The organism is Gilvibacter sp. SZ-19 (genome assembly GCF_002163875.1).
Lineage (GTDB): Bacteria > Bacteroidota > Bacteroidia > Flavobacteriales > Flavobacteriaceae > Gilvibacter.
The window spans coordinates 1,328,870-1,347,175 of record NZ_CP019333.1 but is presented as its reverse complement, the minus strand read 5'-3'; the positions used below and the strand labels follow the sequence as shown (position 1 = coordinate 1,347,175).

General features: G+C 43.6%; 17 protein-coding genes. 10 read left to right on the top strand and 7 right to left on the bottom strand.

Annotated features, from left to right (window positions below):
- The first annotated feature begins 9 nt into the window (after positions 1–9).
- A complete protein-coding gene (locus BTO09_RS06215; RefSeq protein WP_198356541.1) occupies positions 10–2,319 on the top strand; it encodes a beta-N-acetylhexosaminidase in 2,310 nt (769 codons plus the stop codon).
- Positions 2,319–2,996: a copper homeostasis protein CutC gene (locus BTO09_RS06210; protein ID WP_087523942.1), complete on the top strand. Its 678-nt coding sequence runs from the start codon at positions 2,319–2,321 to the stop codon at positions 2,994–2,996. The genes BTO09_RS06215 and BTO09_RS06210 overlap by 1 nt, the downstream gene beginning before the upstream one ends.
- Here BTO09_RS06210 and BTO09_RS06205 read toward each other — a convergent pair.
- Both BTO09_RS06205 and BTO09_RS06200 read right to left on the bottom strand, forming a co-directional pair.
- Positions 2,981–3,472, bottom strand: coding sequence for a YciI family protein (locus BTO09_RS06205; protein WP_087523941.1), 492 nt, complete (start codon positions 3,470–3,472; stop codon positions 2,981–2,983). The genes BTO09_RS06210 and BTO09_RS06205 overlap by 16 nt on opposite strands.
- Positions 3,448–3,933 (bottom strand): CYTH domain-containing protein, encoded by a 486-nt coding sequence (locus BTO09_RS06200; protein ID WP_087523940.1) that lies wholly within the window; start codon positions 3,931–3,933, stop codon positions 3,448–3,450. Before BTO09_RS06200 ends, BTO09_RS06205 begins: the two co-directional genes overlap by 25 nt.
- Positions 3,934–3,976: 43 nt before the next feature.
- Here BTO09_RS06200 and dinB point away from each other — a divergent pair, with 43 nt between their 5' ends.
- The 3 genes from dinB to BTO09_RS06185 all read left to right on the top strand — a co-directional run bounded on the left by dinB (position 3,977) and on the right by BTO09_RS06185 (position 7,317).
- Positions 3,977–5,077, top strand: coding sequence for a DNA polymerase IV (dinB, locus tag BTO09_RS06195; RefSeq protein WP_087523939.1), 1,101 nt, complete (start codon positions 3,977–3,979; stop codon positions 5,075–5,077).
- A 48-nt stretch (positions 5,078–5,125) separates the two neighbouring features.
- Positions 5,126–6,313, top strand: a complete 1,188-nt coding sequence (locus BTO09_RS06190) for a S41 family peptidase (RefSeq protein ID WP_157663440.1) — start codon at positions 5,126–5,128, stop codon at positions 6,311–6,313.
- 200 nt (positions 6,314–6,513) lie between these two features.
- A complete protein-coding gene (locus BTO09_RS06185; protein WP_087523937.1) occupies positions 6,514–7,317 on the top strand; it encodes an SH3 domain-containing protein in 804 nt (267 codons plus the stop codon).
- Between the two features lie 41 nt (positions 7,318–7,358).
- Here the strand turns inward: BTO09_RS06185 and pyk are convergent, their stop codons facing one another.
- Genes pyk through BTO09_RS06160 form a run of 5 tightly spaced genes read right to left on the bottom strand, consistent with a single transcriptional unit; the run spans position 7,359 to position 11,562 of the window.
- Positions 7,359–8,786, bottom strand: a complete 1,428-nt coding sequence (pyk, locus tag BTO09_RS06180) for a pyruvate kinase (protein WP_087523936.1) — start codon at positions 8,784–8,786, stop codon at positions 7,359–7,361.
- A complete protein-coding gene (locus tag BTO09_RS06175; RefSeq protein ID WP_087523935.1) occupies positions 8,786–9,283 on the bottom strand; it encodes an IPExxxVDY family protein in 498 nt (165 codons plus the stop codon). The genes pyk and BTO09_RS06175 overlap by 1 nt, the downstream gene beginning before the upstream one ends.
- Before the next feature lie 13 nt (positions 9,284–9,296).
- A complete protein-coding gene (rnc, locus tag BTO09_RS06170; protein WP_087523934.1) occupies positions 9,297–10,061 on the bottom strand; it encodes a ribonuclease III in 765 nt (254 codons plus the stop codon).
- A 6-nt stretch (positions 10,062–10,067) separates the two neighbouring features.
- On the bottom strand, positions 10,068–11,321 hold the full coding sequence (gene fabF / locus BTO09_RS06165) for a beta-ketoacyl-ACP synthase II (RefSeq protein ID WP_087523933.1): 1,254 nt from the start codon (positions 11,319–11,321) through the stop codon (positions 10,068–10,070).
- 7 nt (positions 11,322–11,328) lie between these two features.
- Entirely contained in the window at positions 11,329–11,562 is a 234-nt protein-coding gene (locus tag BTO09_RS06160; protein ID WP_087523932.1) for an acyl carrier protein, read from the bottom strand.
- A gap of 178 nt (positions 11,563–11,740) precedes the next feature.
- Here BTO09_RS06160 and BTO09_RS06155 point away from each other — a divergent pair, with 178 nt between their 5' ends.
- The 5 genes from BTO09_RS06155 (at position 11,741) to BTO09_RS06135 (ending at position 17,636) form a co-directional block, all read left to right on the top strand.
- Positions 11,741–12,313 carry a phosphoribosylglycinamide formyltransferase gene (locus BTO09_RS06155; RefSeq protein ID WP_087523931.1) on the top strand — a complete coding sequence of 191 codons (573 nt, stop codon included), beginning with the start codon at positions 11,741–11,743 and terminating at the stop codon, positions 12,311–12,313.
- The gene (locus BTO09_RS06150; RefSeq protein WP_087523930.1) at positions 12,313–12,954 is read left to right on the top strand and encodes a viroplasmin family protein; all 642 of its coding nucleotides are present in this window, start codon (positions 12,313–12,315) and stop codon (positions 12,952–12,954) included. The genes BTO09_RS06155 and BTO09_RS06150 overlap by 1 nt, the downstream gene beginning before the upstream one ends.
- A gap of 69 nt (positions 12,955–13,023) precedes the next feature.
- Positions 13,024–13,950: a PfkB family carbohydrate kinase gene (locus BTO09_RS06145; RefSeq protein WP_087523929.1), complete on the top strand. Its 927-nt coding sequence runs from the start codon at positions 13,024–13,026 to the stop codon at positions 13,948–13,950.
- 41 nt (positions 13,951–13,991) lie between these two features.
- Entirely contained in the window at positions 13,992–15,893 is a 1,902-nt protein-coding gene (locus tag BTO09_RS06140; protein ID WP_087523928.1) for an amidophosphoribosyltransferase, read from the top strand.
- Between the two features lie 726 nt (positions 15,894–16,619).
- On the top strand, positions 16,620–17,636 hold the full coding sequence (locus tag BTO09_RS06135; RefSeq protein WP_087523927.1) for a TlpA disulfide reductase family protein: 1,017 nt from the start codon (positions 16,620–16,622) through the stop codon (positions 17,634–17,636).
- The last annotated feature ends 670 nt before the right edge of the window (positions 17,637–18,306 follow it).

Here is an 18,306-nt window from a genome sequence, read left to right as displayed (position 1 = left end):
CAAAATTCTATGCAACGCTTAATTGTTTTTGCCTGCTTTCTATCGCTGACCTTAATTTCTTGCGACCCTGACAATGACCATCCAAAACTGAGTTATGAAGAGGTTGCCATACTGCCCACGCCTGCACAGATGCAGCCCCAAGATGCTAGTTTTATCTGGGAGGCCGAGCTCAATTACTTTGTAGATTCCTATGCGGAAGATCTCACTGATTTTATCGACGCTTACTTTGGAATGAATCCGAGCTTCAATGTGAGCCGCGCAACCGACTCCAACAAGGCACAGCTTAAAATAATCAGTGACAATACCTTAGAGGCAGAGCACTATCGCCTTGACATTTCTAGCGATCAAATTAGCATATTTGCAAAAGATGTCTCTGGTGCATTCTACGGTTTGCAAAGCTTAAGACAATTGCTGCCAACCGAATTAGAAAGGGCCGAAGAACTGGCCTTTGAAAAGTTTGAACTTCCTGGTTTGTCCATTACCGACGGCCCACAATTTGAGCATCGCGGGATGCATTTGGATGTTTCGCGACATTTCTTCGGAGTCGATGCAGTGAAGCGTTATTTAGATGTAATGGCCTTAATGAAAATGAACAGCTTTCATTGGCATTTGACAGACGATCAAGGCTGGCGCATTGAAATAAAAAAGTATCCGAAGCTCACCAATCACGGTGCTTACAGACCAGAGACATTAATTGGGCATTATAACGATAGCCCGCAAAAGTTCGATGGCCAGCGCTACGGAGGTTACTATTCTCAAGAAGAGATCAAAGAAGTCGTCGCCTATGCACAAAGCTTGAACATTAGAGTTATTCCAGAGATCGAAATGCCCGGACATGCCACGGCTGCCATTAGTGCGTATCCAGACTTAGGTTGTACCGGTGATTCCATTGCTGTTGCCACAAAATGGGGTGTTTTTGACGATATTTTTTGTCCCAAGCCAGAGACCTTTGATTTTCTTTTCAATGTGTTGGACGAAGTCATTGCGCTCTTCCCTGGAGAATACATTCATATTGGAGGCGATGAGGCCCCAAAAACAAGGTGGAAAGCATGTCCGCATTGCCAACAGCTCATCAAAGATGAAAATCTTAAAGACGAACATGAATTACAGTCGTTCTTTATCGGTGAAATTGCTGGCTACCTCAACGGAAAAGGGAAAAAGCTTTTGGGTTGGGACGAGATCTTAGAAGGCGGATTGGACCCAACGGCCACGGTGATGTCTTGGCGGGGTGTTGAAGGCGGGATTCAAGCAGCAAAATCTGGCAACAATGTGATCATGAGCCCAACTTCTCATGCCTATTTTGACTATTATCAGGACGATTCTGCAGATCAGCCTTTGGCTATAGGTGGATTCTTGCCTCTAGAGAAGGTTTACAGTTTTGATCCTATCCCGAAAGCCTTGAATAATAAGCAAGCAGCTCTAGTTTTAGGGGCTCAAGGCAATGTTTGGACCGAATATATGCAAACCGAAGAAAAGCTGCAATACATGGCTTATCCTCGGACAATGGCAATGGCAGAGGTTGTTTGGGGTGGCGCTAAAGAAGAGCCCGAGGTCTCTTACCCAGACTTCTTAAAAAGGCTGAAACCCCTGCTCAAACGCCTGGACGCTATGGGGCGTAATTATTACAATCCTCTGGAAAAGATCACCGCTGAAATAAGTAAGGAAGACAAGCTCCGAATCAGCTTATCAGGGCCGCTCCCTGAACAGCAAATTCAATACCGTTGGTCAAGTGAGCAGGCCTGGATAGATTATTCAGAACCTATAATGGTAGAGCGTTCTGCTATGCTAGAAGCGCGTTTTGCGGATCAAACAGACCCAAATGCGGTTAACTTTACACAAGACTTTACCCTACATAAAGGAATCAATGCTAAGATCAAGCTCAATAAAAAACCACACCCGGCCTACAACAGCGGAGGTATTGCCGCTTTGAACAACGGGGTCTATGGCAGCAGCACACGCCACGGCGACAAAGAATGGTTGGGCTTTTGGGGAGACGATCTGCGTGTAGACATCCGTTTTGAAACTCCGGTTAAACTCAACAAACTCAAACTGGGATTCTATCATGCACCGGGTCAGTGGATCTACGCCCCGACCAAAAGTCAAATAAGTGCGACGCTTGCCGACGGTCGCTCTTACAACACTACTGCTATCATTGCAAAGGACTCGCTTTCTAATGTGGCGAATGAGGTCTTTGGTATGCCCGAAGAAATGGTGACGCGTATCCGTATTGATATCCCTAATTACGGAATCATACCAGACGGGAAACAAGGCGCTGGCAACAAAGCTTGGACCTTTTTGGACGAAATTGTAATGGATTAATGATGCTAGAAATTTGTACCCCAAGTTTGGAATCTGTCACTGCTGCGGTTAGTGGTGGTGCAGACCGCATTGAGCTTTGTGAACAATTGGAAGTTGGTGGTGTGACCCCTAGACTGAGTTTGGTGGAACAAGTACTCGAATCATATACAACAAACACTCAGGTCTTAATTCGTCCACGCGGTGGGGATTTTGTTTTTACTGCGGAGGAGATCCGGCAGATGACCAGCAGTGTAGAAGCGGTACGAGCCTTAGGAGTTCAGGGTGTAGTCATTGGCACTTTAACTGCAGATGGCAACTTGGATATCCCAAGCTTAAAAACACTTGTCAAGGCAGCCGGTGATCTGGAACTCACTTTCCATAAGGCCATAGATGAGATGAAAGATCCAGAATCGGCCATAGACACACTTATAAGCCTTGGCTTCACTAGAATATTGACCTCCGCAGGAGCCAAAACAGCCCTTGACGGATTGGAAAAACTAAAAGCCTGGCAATCCCGCTATGGAAATGACATTACCATAATGCCCGGAGGCAGTATACGCCCTGAGAATATCAATGCAATGCTATCATGCGGTTTTGGTGCGATCCACTCCGCAGCAATAAAAAAGGGAGAAAGTCACAGTGATGAAAACACTGTGAAAGCCTTAGCACGGGCTCTTAAAGATCAACGCAAAGGGTAGCCTTTTCCTGCCCACCATGGGTGGATCTCAATGACCAAGCGCCCTGCCTTGACCATGGGGTCCATATTAGCCAAAGAATCTGCCATTTGCAGTGTCGGTACGTTATAAACAGTTATACCACTAATGTCGCTTTCATCATCAAAGGGTCCGGAAAGGTCAGCATAGCCCAATTCGTACATACGCCCCAAGTGCGCCATATGCAAGGCTTGCAAACTGTCTGCTTCTGCTTTAGGCTGATCCCGATTGGGACCTTTCTTTAAAAAGGCCATAAAGTATTTCTGCATGATTATGGTATCGCCCGTTGCCTCGTCTACATAATCGAAGATCTCAAAACCATCTTGTAACAGTTGGGCCTTTTGCTGGGCCACTGAAATTTTTTGGGCGGCAGCCTCTACGGTGAGGTCGGCCGTGGGCTCTTGCTTACAGCTATAAACAAGAACTCCTAATGCAATTAAAGAAAGGAGGTATCTAGCCATTTTGAATAAGGTTTTACAGCGAGTTGACTGTTGTAATATTTAGCGTCGCCCGTCACTTCTTCTCCCAACCACTGCGGTTTGGGAAAGTCTTCGTCTGCAGCGCTGAGTTCTACTTCTGCAATGATAAGGCCCTGGTTGTCTCCAGAAAATACATCGACCTCAAAAGTATGCGCTCCTACCGGAATAATATAGCGCTGCTTACTGATCATTCCAGGCAAGCAGAGGTCTAACAAACGCTGCGCTTCTGTCAAGGGAAGCTCGCGTTCCCATTCAAAACGAGAAGTGCCGTCTGCACTACTAGCTCCTTTTATGGTTAGCTTGCCTGAGTCGTCTAAAACACGAACGCGCACAGTCCGCTCCGGATCTGTAGACAAAAACCCTTGCTGCATGGTTTCTACGCGAATCGCATCCGCCTTAAAAGCGTCCGATACCACTAAAAATTTACGTTCTACTTCTATCATGATCAAGGCCTGAAGTCTAACGAAGATATCATAAATTTATGGTATGGAACCTGCGCCGCAATTACGAAAGATCATACACGTAGATATGGATGCGTTTTATGCCTCGGTGGAGCAATTGGATAGGCCCGAATTGCGCGGTAAACCGATAGCTGTAGGCGGGAGTTCTAAACGCGGCGTGGTTAGTGCGGCCAGTTATGAGGCCAGAAAGTTTGGGGTGCGATCGGCGATGAGTGGCGTAATGGCCCGACGCAATTGCCCAGAGCTGATCTTTGTAAAACCGCGCTTTGACCGGTATACAGAGATCTCTAGAAAGATCCGAAAGATCTTTTTTGAATACACAGATCTGGTAGAGCCCCTTTCTTTAGACGAAGCTTATTTAGACGTAACTCAAAACAAAAAAGGCAACCCCAGTGCCACGCTAATTGCCAGAGAAATTCGGGCCAAGATCAAGGAGCGTACCGGCCTTAACGCCTCCGCAGGGATCTCCATCAATAAGTTCATTGCCAAAGTGGCCAGCGATGTGAATAAACCCAACGGACAAAAGACAGTGCCACCAGAAGAGGTGGAAGAATTCTTAGAGGCTTTAGACATCCGTAAATTCTATGGAGTTGGGAAAGTGACCGCAGAGAAAATGTACCAAATGGGCATTTTCACCGGAGCTGATCTTAAGGAGCGCTCCCGAGAATTCTTAGATGAGCACTTTGGTAAAAGTGGGGGTTACTATTATGACGTGGTTCGCGGAATCCACAGGTCTGAAGTAAAACCAGACAGAACGCGAAAATCCCTTGCTGCAGAACGCACTTTTAGCGAGAATATCACCTCCGAAGTATTCATGCTAGAAAGGCTTCAAGGCATTGCAGAAGAGATACAAAGACGTTTAGCCAAAAGTGAGATCGCCGGAAAGACCGTAACGCTCAAGATCAAATACAGCGATTTTAGTTTGCAAACGCGGAGTAAAACCCTACCCTTTTATATTGCAACGGCAGACCTTATCTTAGAAGAAGTAAAACAACTCCTGTATCAGGAAAAATTAAAGGAATCTGTTCGACTACTGGGAATCTCCATTTCTAATCTCAACAACGAAAAGAGCGAGAAAGCAGTGGAGAAGGAAAGTATTAGCGAACAATTAAAATTTGAATTCTAGTGTAACAATATCCCCAAAACCATATTTATAAAGCATAAACCATCATTCATGAAAAGTACCATTTGCCTACTGTTTATAATGTTTTTTAGTTTTGGATTTGCTCAGGATTGCGACTGCGCCAGCGATCTGGACTTTGTAGCTGCCAAAGCAAAGGAAAGCCCGAGTTTTAAATCGCAATGGAAATCTCCGCTTGCCGATCAATTTTTAATTGCAGGCTTGAAAGAAGATATGCGAAACGATGAAAATTTGGCTTTGAATTGCCTCTATTACCTACAGACCTATTTGGGGGCTGTAAAGGATAATCACATCTATATCGCAGATTTTGATAAAGAAAAAAACTATGCAAGCCTGACTCCATTTTACGAGGGATCTCCAGAAGACCTAAGCTCGAATGCCGTTACTACCACAGATGATCCTGTAACCGGAATTTACGAACTAGCTGGGGTATATCGTGTCGCCGTGGTAAAAGTAGCGGATAAGTACTATGATTATGCCGGGTACATTCTAGAGAGCAATTATGAGGATTGGCCTGTCGGGGCGCTGAAGTTTACACTGCGCATAACTGGCGAGGACTTCTCTGGGAACTTTTACGATCGCAATCATAAACCGCAAAGGCGAAAAGTTGACCTTACCAATGGCCGATTGTATCCCGAAAGATGGGTAAAAGAAGACTTCGCCGCGAGCTATGCTGCTAACAATTATTACATAGAAGGCGATACCTTTCAGTACAAGGACTATGGTAACGGTGTACACTATGTGCGTCTTGGAAGTTTTGGCGGAAGCAATGAGAACTATGCCAAGGCCATGAAACTCCTAGAAACCTTAAAAGAAAAGTTGACTTCTGGAAAAGTGATCTTGGACTTACGCAATAATGGTGGCGGAGGCCCAAGAACATCAGATCCTTTTTTAAAACTATTCAAAAAGCGCAAAAAGCAATTGGAGTTTCACCTGATCCAAAACAATTTTGTAGCCAGTAATGCCGAGCATTTTCTAATGAAGGCTAAGAATCAATTACCGCTAACCACTTATGGAGAAAACACCAAAGGCGCCTTGGCTTATGGTTTTGGAAACTATTCTACAGCAGATCTTATAACTCCTTGTAATAACTATTCCTTAGGTCTCACCTCGTCTAAATACGAACGTTATTTGAAATATGAGGTAGTAGGTATTGCTCCGGATGTTTCTCTAAGTCATGAATCTGATTGGATTGGTCAAGTTTTAGCGAAAATTGAATAGAAATCGTTTAAAAACAGGTGGTTTTAGTTAAAAAAGTGCTAAAAAACACTAATTTTTGCTAGTTGGCATATTCCTTGAAAAATTTATTCTGACCGGTATCGTTATACTAACAAACCGGGAATCCAACACCCAAAATAAGAACTGCAGTTCCTTGCAAAGAAAGCTACGATAACATTTTTATTAACGCTAAAACTTGCAAAATGAACACAGTAAAATTATCGAGCTTAGCCCTATTGGGAGCGCTCACCCTAGTCGCTTGTAAAGAAGCCCCTCAAGAAATTCAAGAATCAGAAACGCAAAGCGTGATCAACGAGCAGTTGGCCATGACTGAGAATCTTACAGATGCCAAAGCAGCTCTGGAAGACAGTGAGGTCACCTATCGCTACGTGACCGCGAGAACAGGCCTCAGCCTTAGAGAGTTTGACAATCTCAACAGTGAAAAGCTAGCTATTATTCCCTACGGAACCAAGCTAGAAATTGTTGAACACGAAGGGCAAAACACCATGAAGGTCAACAATATAAAAGGTGGAATGGACAAGGTTAATTTTAACCGCAAAACAGGATTTGTATTCAACGGTTATCTGTCTAAGTACTTCCCGCCGGAAGAAGACATGTTACCTGCAGGCTACGCCAAGGAGCTAAAAGAGGTATACCCGAAAGTTAGCTATACAGAAGTGAATGGTGGCACTGCTAGTAAGCCAGTGAATACAGAGACCTTAGTACTCCCAGAGGCCACTTGGCACGAAGCCTACTTTATTGCTCAAAAAATCTTTGATATTCCAAAGGAATTTGAGTTCCCTAAGCAAACTGGAAAAGCCAGTCAGCAGATCAAAGGGCCAAAAAAAGAGACCGACAGTTGGTTTGATGCCCTAAACATTAAGCGTGACGCCAATGGCCTAACTCAGCTGCTCTACAGCTATGAAGCTAAAAAGGTAAAGCGTACCGTTAGTATTACCGCTACAGAAAAAGGCATGCAGATACAACAGATCCGCGCCTACAAATAGGCGCAAATGTTAGCAAGAATAAGGCCCTACGGGGTCTTTTTTTATACTTGAGAAACGCGCAGTGTGTTGACCATCCCTTTATCTGCAATAGGCATAGCAGCCAAGTTGATCAGATAGTCGCCTTTTACCACATAGTTCTTTTCTGTAGCGATACGGTTTACATCTTCTACGGTCTCATCGGTACTCACATATTTGTCGTAGTAGAACGCGCGAACGCCGTACAACAAATTCAAGCGAGATAAAATGCGCTTGTTGGATGTAAATACCAAAATGTGCGCTGCAGGTCTCCAAGCCGAGATCTGAAAGGCGGTATAACCACTATTGGTCAAAGTACAGATAGCACGTGCGTCTATCTCATTGGCCATCAGTGAAGCGTGGTAGCAAATACTTTTGGTGATATATCTGTTGGTCTTGATGTGCGGCGGATTCTGAGGCACTTTGATCAGTGGTGAATCTTCTACTCCTTTACAGATCTTACACATGGTCTTTATAACGTCTACCGGATACTTCCCAACAGAGGTCTCGCCTGAAAGCATCACAGCATCTGCTCCGTCCATTACGGAGTTGGCCACATCATTCACCTCCGCACGCGTTGGCGTAAGAGAAGAGATCATGGTCTCCATCATTTGAGTAGCAATGATCACCGGAATACGGGCTTTCTTGGCCTTAAGTACCAACTGCTTTTGGATAAGTGGTACCTCTTGCGCAGGAATCTCCACACCTAGATCTCCACGAGCCACCATTAAGCCGTCCGAATAGGCGATGATCTCGTCTATGTTTTTTACAGCCTCTGGCTTCTCGATCTTAGAAATGATAGGGATCTTGTATTCGCTATGCTCCTTTATTAAGGCATTGAGCTCTTTACAGTCGTCTGCGTGACGCACGAACGAAAGGGCGATCCAATCCACTTCTTGAGAAATGGCAAAGACAGCATCTTCCTTATCCTTTTCGGTCAAAGCCGGTAGTGAAATATCTGTATTGGGTAGGTTTACTCCTTTGCGAGATCGCAGCGGACCTCCTTGCAATACCTTAGTGTTCACTTCGGACTTGCCATCGGTAGCAACTACTTCAAAAATCAACTTCCCGTCGTCTAGCAAAACACGCTCCCCAACTTTAACGTCTGCAGGGAATTTATCGTAGTTCATATAGACCTTCTCAGAGGTGCCTTCAAACTCATCGCCAGTGCAGAATTTAATGGTATCGCCTGGGCTTACTACCACCTCCTCTTTCATAACCCCAACACGAAGTTTAGGCCCTTGGAGGTCTGCCAGGATCGCTGTGGATCTGTCTAACTCTTCATTGAGGGAACGGATCATAGCGATGCGTTCTTTTACATCCTCATAATTGGCGTGAGAGAAGTTAATTCTGAATACATTGACCCCTTCTAGGATCATATCTCTTAGCACTTCACGATCCGAAGTCGCAGGACCTAAAGTGGCTACTATTTTAGTCTTTTTTTGGGTAGGCATCATTCAAAAATTAGGTTACTTTTGGATTTCACCGAATGTAAATCTACGACATACGCAGTAATAACCTGCGCAATTTCGTTAATTCTTGAAACGATAACGTTTTCGGAATGGTTATTCTTTGTTGATGTGATCTTTAAGAGGTAATCTGCCTGCTTAATTTCGGGTAAAAGATGCACTTTTCGAGCCTTCGGACCCACGCTTTCACCAAACAGATCCGCACTCAAGGCCAAGGGTTTGTCCACTTGTAATTCTGTGGAATTCGCCACCAAGTGAAACTGTCTGTCTTGTTCCCAATCTTCAAAGTAAAAGAACGGATATTCAGCTTTTCCTTCTGCGTAGACAAACTCCAGATCTTGCTTTTCGCGAAGCAGTTTTAGATTTAATTGCTGATTGATCTTATACGCCATGCGATAATCTGGCTCGCTGCAGTGAATAGCAACAACAACACTGTTGTCCAGATCGTCATCGAGAGTCAGTTCCAGTTTGTGTGTGCTCATAAAGTTGTCCAGATTAAGCCGAGGTCTGCTCTGCGGCTTCTTTATCGCCTTCTATGCGTCTTTGGAGCTTGTAATAAGCCCTTTTGGCGGCGCGCTCTTCTGCCTTCTTCTTAGAGGTGGCACGAGCCTTGGCCATGGTTCTGTCGTCTATAGTAAGCTTAACGGCAAAATGCTTCAGATCGTCTTTGCCATTGTCCTCATAGACCATGAATTTAAAGCTGTTCTTGTGCTTCTGACACCACTCGATAAGCAAGCTCTTGTAAGAGATGATCTTGCCTTCTAGTTTTTGAATATCCACATAAGGTTTAATTACTCTTTTGTGGATGAATCGCTCGCAATATTTAAAGCCTTTATCCAGGTAAATGGCTCCTATCAAGGCCTCGAAGACATTGCCGTGAATATTCCCGCTAAAATTCTCTACTGGAATGTTGGTCCGCACTAGTTTGATCAGATCCAGATCGCGGCCTAATTCATTCAAATGCTCTCTACTTACTACTTTAGAGCGCATTTTGGTCAGGTAACCTTCGTTGCCGTGAGGGACTTTTTTAAACAGATGCGCAGCGATCACAGCACCGAGCATAGCATCGCCTAAAAACTCCAAACGCTCGTAATTCTGCTGGATCCCGTCGTCGTCTTTTTGGTTCATCGAGCGGTGGGTAAAAGCCTCTTCATAAAAGGCCAAATTCCCCGGTGCAAAGCCCAATATCTTCTTTATAGCGCGAAAAAAATTCCCGTCCTTTTCAGCACGGGAATTGAATATGTTTCGTATGGAAGTCATTAAGTCTTACGCCTCCATTTTTTTAAACAACAAGCAAGCGTTATGCCCTCCGAAACCGAAGGTGTTACTCATAGCGACTTTCACTTCGCGTGACTCTGCTTTGTTGAGTATAAGATTTAAATTCGGATCGATGTTCTCGTCTACCGTAGTGTGATTGATGGTAGGAGGAACTAGGTTGTGTTGCATTGCCAAGATAGAGGCAATCGCCTCGATAGCTCCTGCAGCTCCTAACAGGTGACCTGTCATGGACTTGGTAGAATTTATGCTGATGCTGTTCGCGTGGTCTCCAAACACCTTGGAGATCGCTTTCAATTCTGCAACATCGCCCAAAGGAGTAGATGTTCCGTGAGTATTGATATGATCCACTTCTTGCGGATCCAAGCCAGCATTGGCAAGGCAATTTAGCATTACTGCTTCTACTCCGATCCCGTCCGGGTGTGGAGCAGTCATGTGGTGGGCATCGCTAGACATGCCGCCACCAATAACCTCAGCATAGATCTTAGCGCCACGCGACTTAGCGTGCTCGTATTCTTCTAAGATCAATGCTCCTGCACCTTCGCCAAGGACAAATCCATCTCGCGTAGCGTCGAATGGACGACTCGCTGTTTCTGGACTGTCGTTTCTAGTAGAAAGTGCATGCATGGCGTTAAAACCACCCATACCTGCAATAGTTACTGCCGCTTCTGATCCGCCGGTAACGATCACATCGCAATGTCCTAAACGAATGTAGTTCAATGCGTCGATCATGGCGTTAGCAGAAGAAGCACAGGCAGATACCGTGGTGTAGTTCGGGCCCATGAACCCGTGTTTGATAGAGATATTACCCGGGGCAATATCGGCTATCATTTTGGGGATAAAGAAGGGGTTGAAACGTGGTGTTCCATCCCCTTCTGCATAATTTATAACTTCATCTTGAAAAGTCTGTAGGCCTCCAATACCTGCTCCCCAGATTACACCAACTCTAAATTTATCAACCTCATCGAGATTGATTCCAGCGTCTTTGATGGCTTCATCTGATGAAACGAGCGCATATTGGGCAAATCGATCTAATTTGCGCGCCTCTTTCCTGTCAAAATGATCTTGAGGATTATAGTTCTTAAGCTCGCAAGCGAATTTCGTTTTAAACTTTTCAGTATCGAAATAGGTTATAGGGGCACATCCGCTCTTTCCGTTAGAAAGACCGTCCCAATATTCTTGAATGTTACTTCCGATTGGGGTTAAGGCTCCGAGACCCGTTACTACAACTCGCTTAAGTTCCATAGTAAGTTTACTTGGCTTCCTCTATATATGAAATTGCTTGTCCTACAGTGGCAATGTTTTCTGCTTGATCATCTGGAATCTGAATGTCGAATTCTTTTTCGAACTCCATGATAAGCTCTACAGTGTCCAATGAGTCGGCTCCTAGATCGTTTATAAAACTCGCTTCGTTAACTACTTCGTTTTCATCAACTCCTAGTTTGTCAACGATAATCGCCTTTACTCGTGATGCAATGTCTGACATAATCTTTGTTTTTAAGGTTTTAATTAAGTGGCAAAAATAAAATATTTTACATTAAAACACCATTTTGGGCACAAAATGTAACTCCAATGTAATCAATTTTGATAGAAGTAATTCTGATTTGCCTTACTTTTGTGATTTATACTAATTTACTTCTTTGAAACACCCCATTCTACGGTCTATGAAGCCCAAAATTGTGATCCTTGCTTCCGGAAACGGTACCAACGCAGAAAACATCATCAAATACTTCCAGGCTACCAAAACCGCGGAGGTGGTTCAAGTGCTGTCTAACAAGAAGGATGCCAAAGTTTTAGCCCGTGCTGAGGCTTTAAATGTGCCCACCAGATCCTTTACCAAAGACCAACTAAACTCTAAAGAGATCCTCGGGAGGATGTTAGAAGAAATTAAGCCAGACTTGATCGTTCTAGCCGGCTTTCTATTAAAGATTCCGGAGTACTTGGTCGCAGATTATCCGGATAAGATCATCAACATACATCCGGCCTTATTACCCGACTACGGAGGTAAAGGCATGTACGGAATGCATGTTCATAAGGCCGTAGTTGAAAATAAGGAGTCCTTTAGTGGTATTACAATTCACTATGTGAACGAACACTACGATGAAGGTGGGATCATATTTCAGGCCAAGACCAGACTGGACCCAAGTGACAGTCCAGAAGATGTCGCTGCTAAGATCCACAAATTAGAATACGAGCATTTTCCAAAAGTGCTAGAAAACCTGATCTTAGCTCATTAATGGCCAAGAAAAAGAAATATTATGTGGTCTGGTACGGTTTGCAAACCGGGATCTTCGAGACCTGGGAGGCCTGTCAGAAGGCAATTAAAGGAGTAAAAGGTGCGCAATACAAATCCTTTGAAGACCGTCTTGAAGCACAAAAAGCCTACTACCAAGGCGAATACGAAGATTATAAGGGTAAAGGCAGTTCTAAAAAAAAGACACTAACTCCAGAGCAGAAGGCAGCTTATGGCGAACCTGAGCTTTACTCTATTGCCGTAGACGCCGCCAGCAGCGGAAATCCGGGGCTGATGGAATACCGCGGCGTCGACACCCAAACTAAAGAACAACTTTTTCATCAAGGTCCTTTTAAACAAGGCACCAATAACGTAGGAGAATTCCTTGCCTTGGTGCACGGATTGGCCTACCTAGACAAAATTAAGAGCGACCGCATGTTGTATACCGATTCGCGAATTGCTTGGGGATGGGTAAAACGCAAGAAGTGCAATACCAAGCTCAAACGCACGGCCGCAAACGCCCAACTCTTTGAATTGATCGCTAGAGCGGAACACTGGCTCAAAACCCATAAATACAAAACAAAGATTGCCAAATGGGAAACCAAAGCTTGGGGTGAGATCCCGGCAGATTTCGGAAGAAAATAAGCCTCCCGCACCTCTAGTTTTGTACGTATTAAAAAACGTATATTTGCAGCGCAGAACCAAAGGCAAGTTATGAGTAAACTAGTGATCGTCGGAACCGTTGCTTTCGACGCTATCGAAACCCCATTTGGAAAGACCGACAAAATACTAGGTGGCGCAGCCACTTATATAGGTCTGGCCGCATCTCAATTTAAAGCTGATTCCGCCTTGGTCTCTGTAGTAGGCGGAGATTTTCCACAATCATATCTCGATTTTCTAGAAGGAAAAGACCTTAATATAGAAGGGATTGAAGTTGTTCCAGACGGGAAGACTTTCTTCTGGAGTGGTAAGTATCACCACGATATGAACTCCCGTGACACCTTAGTGACCGAGCTGAATACCCTTGCAGATTTTGACCCGGTGGTTCCTGCGGATTACAAAGACGCTCGTGTGGTAATGCTAGGGAATTTGCATCCAAGCATTCAATTGGGAGTCATAGACCAAATGGAAAAGAAACCGGAGCTCGTTGTACTGGACACCATGAATTTCTGGATGGACAACACTTGGGACGAACTCATGGAAGTGATCAAAAAGATCGATGTCATCACCATTAATGACGAAGAAGCACGACAGCTTACCGGAGAATATTCTCTGGTCTCTGCCGCCAAGAAGATCCGTCAAATGGGTCCTAAATATGTAGTGATAAAAAAAGGAGAGCACGGCGCTCTGTTGTTCGACGAGCACGAGATCTTCTTTGCACCTGCCCTACCTTTGGAAGAAGTATTCGACCCAACAGGAGCTGGCGATACTTTTGCCGGTGGATTTGCAGGATATATGGCACAGTCCGAAGAGATCAACTTCGAGACCATGAAACAAGCCATTATTTACGGCGCGTGTTTGGCCTCGTTCTGTGTAGAAAAGTTTGGAACTCGACGCATGGAAGATCTGGACAAAGCAGAAGTGCATCAACGCTTGATGCAGTTTAAACAATTAACTCAATTCGAAATAGAGATAGATTAACACGCCCAATTACGGGCGTTTTTTATTGAAAGGAAACAACCATGAGTGACGCATTAAAACACGAATGTGGTATTGCAATGATCCGATTGCTTAAGCCTCTGGAGTACTACAAAGAAAAGTACGGCAGTGCCTTTTACGGGGTCAACAAAATGTACCTGATGATGGAAAAACAGCACAACCGTGGACAAGACGGTGCTGGTTTTGCAAGCATTAAACTCGATGTGGAACCGGGCCAACGCTATATTAGTCGCGTGCGTTCTCATGCCTCTCAACCGATTCAGGATATCTTCTCTCAGATCAACGAAAGAATTAACACGGAGCTCAGCGAGCATCCGGAGTACGCAGACGATGTACAGGCACAAAAAAAGAACATCCCATATATAGGAGAGCTGCTTTTAGGGCATGTGCGTTATGGAACTTTCGGAAAGAATAGCGTAGAGAATGTTCACCCGTTCTTGCGCCAGAATAACTGGATGCACCGCAACCTTATCATTGCTGGTAACTTCAACATGACCAACACCAACGAGTTGTTCAACAACTTGATCAAGTTGGGAATGCATCCTAAGGAAAAGGCCGACACCATTACCGTTATGGAGAAGATCGGGCACTTTTTGGATGACGCCGTTCGCAAACTCTATAAACAAGCAAAGTCTAAGGGACTCAATAAAAAAGACGCTTCTCCTTATATAGTAGACAATCTCAACGTAGCCAAAGTGCTTCGTAAATCCTCTAAAGATTGGGATGGTGGTTATGCCATGGCCGGACTTTTAGGACATGGAGATTCTTTCGTACTGCGCGACCCTGCCGGGATTCGTCCAGCCTATTTTTACAAGGACGACGAAGTGGTAGTGGTGGCCTCAGAGCGTCCAGCCATTCAAACAGTTTTCAATGTTCCTTTTGATGCTGTAGAGGAGTTAGATCCAGGTCACGCCATAATTGTTCGAAAATCTGGAGAGGTTAAGATCTCTCAGATATTGAAACCTTTAGAACGCAAGTCTTGTTCCTTTGAGCGTATTTATTTTTCAAGAGGCTCCGATGCGGAGATTTATCAAGAGCGCAAAGAATTGGGCCGTTTATTGATGCCTGATGTTTTAAAGGCTATTGGGCACGACACTGTAAATACTGTCTTTTCCTTTATTCCGAATACTGCGGAGACTTCATTTTACGGAATGGTAGAAGCTGCGCAAGACGAGCTCAATCAGCAAAAAAACAAAGCCATTTTAGATAAAGCTGGCAACTTGACGCCGGAGGACCTTTTGAGCATTCAAGAGCTGAAGATCCGCACGGAAAAGATCGCTATTAAAGATGTAAAACTTCGCACCTTTATTACCGAGGATAGCAGCCGTGACGATCTTGTTGCACACGTATATGACGTCACTTACGGCGTGGTGAAACCAACAGATAATTTGGTTATCATAGACGACTCTATTGTACGTGGAACAACCTTGAAAAAGAGTATCCTAAAGATGTTAGATCGTCTGAATCCGAAGCAGATCGTAGTGGTGAGTTCTGCTCCGCAGATCCGTTATCCAGATTGCTACGGAATCGATATGGCACGATTGGAGGATTTTGTAGCTTTCCAAGCGGCCTTGGCCCTACATGAAGACCGAGGAACGTCTGGAATTGTAGAGGAGATCTACAACAAATGTAAAGCGCAACATCACTTGCCAGACGCAGAAGTGACTAATTATGTAAAGGAACTCTATGCGCCTTTCAGCGACCAGGAGCTTTCTGATAAGATAGCGGAACTCTTAGCCGATGGTTCTGACCTGAACGCAGAGGTAAAGGTATTGTTCCAGTCCGTTGAAAAGCTACACCAAGCTTGTCCTAAGAATTTAGGAGATTGGTATTTTACCGGAGACTATCCTACGCCAGGAGGCAAACGTGTTGTAAATCAGGCGTACATAAACTTCTTTGAAGGCAACCCAGAGCGCGCCTACTAAAATCTGTTAAAAAAAATGTCCTTTTATCGATGGGCTTGTCGTTTATCGAATTTAGGGCGTCCTTAATCTAAAAGTAGGAAAAGCCTTAATTATAATTGACCGAATCGTTTATATTTGAATCACCATAGCATAAGTAGGTTAAGTTCATGGTAGATTTGGGGCAAAAAAAGGTAAACGCTTGTTTACCTTTTTTTATTGGAATAAAGTGAACGATCAATCTATTTGGCCTGTCCATAAAATCTAATGATTTCCGCTTACGCGGCTGCCTCATTCAAACATCCACTGGATGTTTGGTTTTACATCGTAAAACTTCATTTCACCAATCTTTTTTTATGCGCCAAATTTGGAGAAGGGGCGGCCCTCCAGGCAGTTTTGTAAGTTGGATAACTCAAAACTGTTTGGAGGGTCGGTTTCAATTACAAAGGTATTAGCGAGTTTTAAAACCCTAAGCCTTCCGCTTACGCGGCTGCCTCAATCAAACATCCACTGGATATTTGGTTTTACTTGGTAAAACTTCATTTCACCAATCTTTTATTATGCCCAAATTTGGAGAAGGGGCGGCCCTCCAGGCAGTTTTGTAAATTGGATAACTCAAAACTGTTTGGAGGGTCGGTTTCAATATTTCAGAGATGTCTTTTAATATGCCTGCAATTTTCACAATTAAAATACTTCTGTAAAAGTTACGTTCATTGATTAGAATCTCTCCCCGCACTTAATCACTAACCAATGAAAAGACTTATTCCAGTATTGCTACTGATTGTACTCTTTAGCTGTGAAAACACAAAAGAAGAATCTGAGGGATTTGATCTCACCCTAAGCATTTCCAGCCAGCAGCAAATAGATAGTGTGTGGATATCTGATATAGGTCAGACAGATAGTCATCATCTGCCGTTTGAAACCACCATTAAACACAACTTTAAAAAGGGGGTTAACGACCTATACAATATTGGAGTATATATTGATGGAAAGCGTAAAACGCAACAAATTTGGCTAGACGGTCAAGAAGTCATAGTTAAAGGAAGTGTTGCCGATCGCTTTAAGATTGACACCGTAATAAACTCTAAAATCTATTACGAGGCTATAGATTTCTTTAAGGAGATGACTCGTTTAGACGAGGCGAATGCAGATTCTTTAACCTTTGATCGGTTTTTACTTAAAACCATTGAATCTAACATAGAACATCCTTTCGCACATATAGTCGCAATAAATTACATAAACAGAAATCAAAACGATAAGACTAAACTTAAAGCACTTGTTCCGCTATACGAAAAGCAGTCTGATAGTTTAAAGCAACATTTCCTCAGCGCTGTGAGTCGCCTGGAAAGTACGCTTAACGTAGACGAGGTAGCTATCTCAAAATACGAACTTGAGACCTTAGAAAAGACGGTCACTCAACTCAATTTAGAACCAAACAAACGTTATTTACTTGATTTCTGGTTCGTGGCCTGCCCACCTTGCATCAGAGATCATAAGCAGATCGCAGAGCAACTACAAGTTTTTGACGACAATGATATCACGCTAATTGGTATTTCAACAGATCAAAACCACGACACTTGGAAGAAATACTTGGAAAAGCACAATTATACTTGGCAAAATTATCGTGAAGTCTATGCGGAAGAGAATACTTTGACCAAGGACTTAACAATTTGGGCTTTCCCCACCTATATTCTAATTTCTGGTGATGGGAAAATAGAAAGTAGATTCAATACTTTTAATGACTTTAAATCATCACTTAATCCTTAAGTCTTTTAGGTGCGATTCTCGCCCTAGAACAAGCTAAGACTGGCTGTACAGTATCAATAGTGATTGTAGGAAAACCCTTATAAAACCTGAGTTTCACTGAGGTTTTACCGTAATTAATTCGGCATAAAATGCTTTTCAACGAAATATCTTGTTTTTTATCTAATAATTAAGAATTAGTGAAATTTAAAAGAGTATATTTGAGCTTACCATAGCATAAGTAGGTTAAGTTCATGGTAGATTTGGGGCAAAAAAAGGTAAACTCTCGTTTACCTTTTTTTATTGGAATAAAGTCAAGAAACGACCTGAATGGCTCCCTTTTCAATTCATCATTTTAAGCATCAAAAAGCTTCGAGCCCCAAATGGGGTGAAGGGGCGACCATCCAGGCAGTTTTGTAAGTTGATTTACTCAAAATTGTCTGGAGGGTCGGTTTCAATTACAAAGGTATAAGCGAGTTTCATAACTCAAGCCTTCCGCTTACGCGGCTGCCTCAATCAAACATCCACTGGATGTTAGGTTTTACTTCGTAAAACTTCATTTCACCAATCTTTTTTTATGCGATAAAGTCAAGGTAAGTCCCAAATTACTCCTCTTTCAATTCATCATTTTAGCATTAAATAATTTCGGGCCCCAAATGGGGTGAAGGGGTGGCCCTCCAGGCTGTTTTGTAAC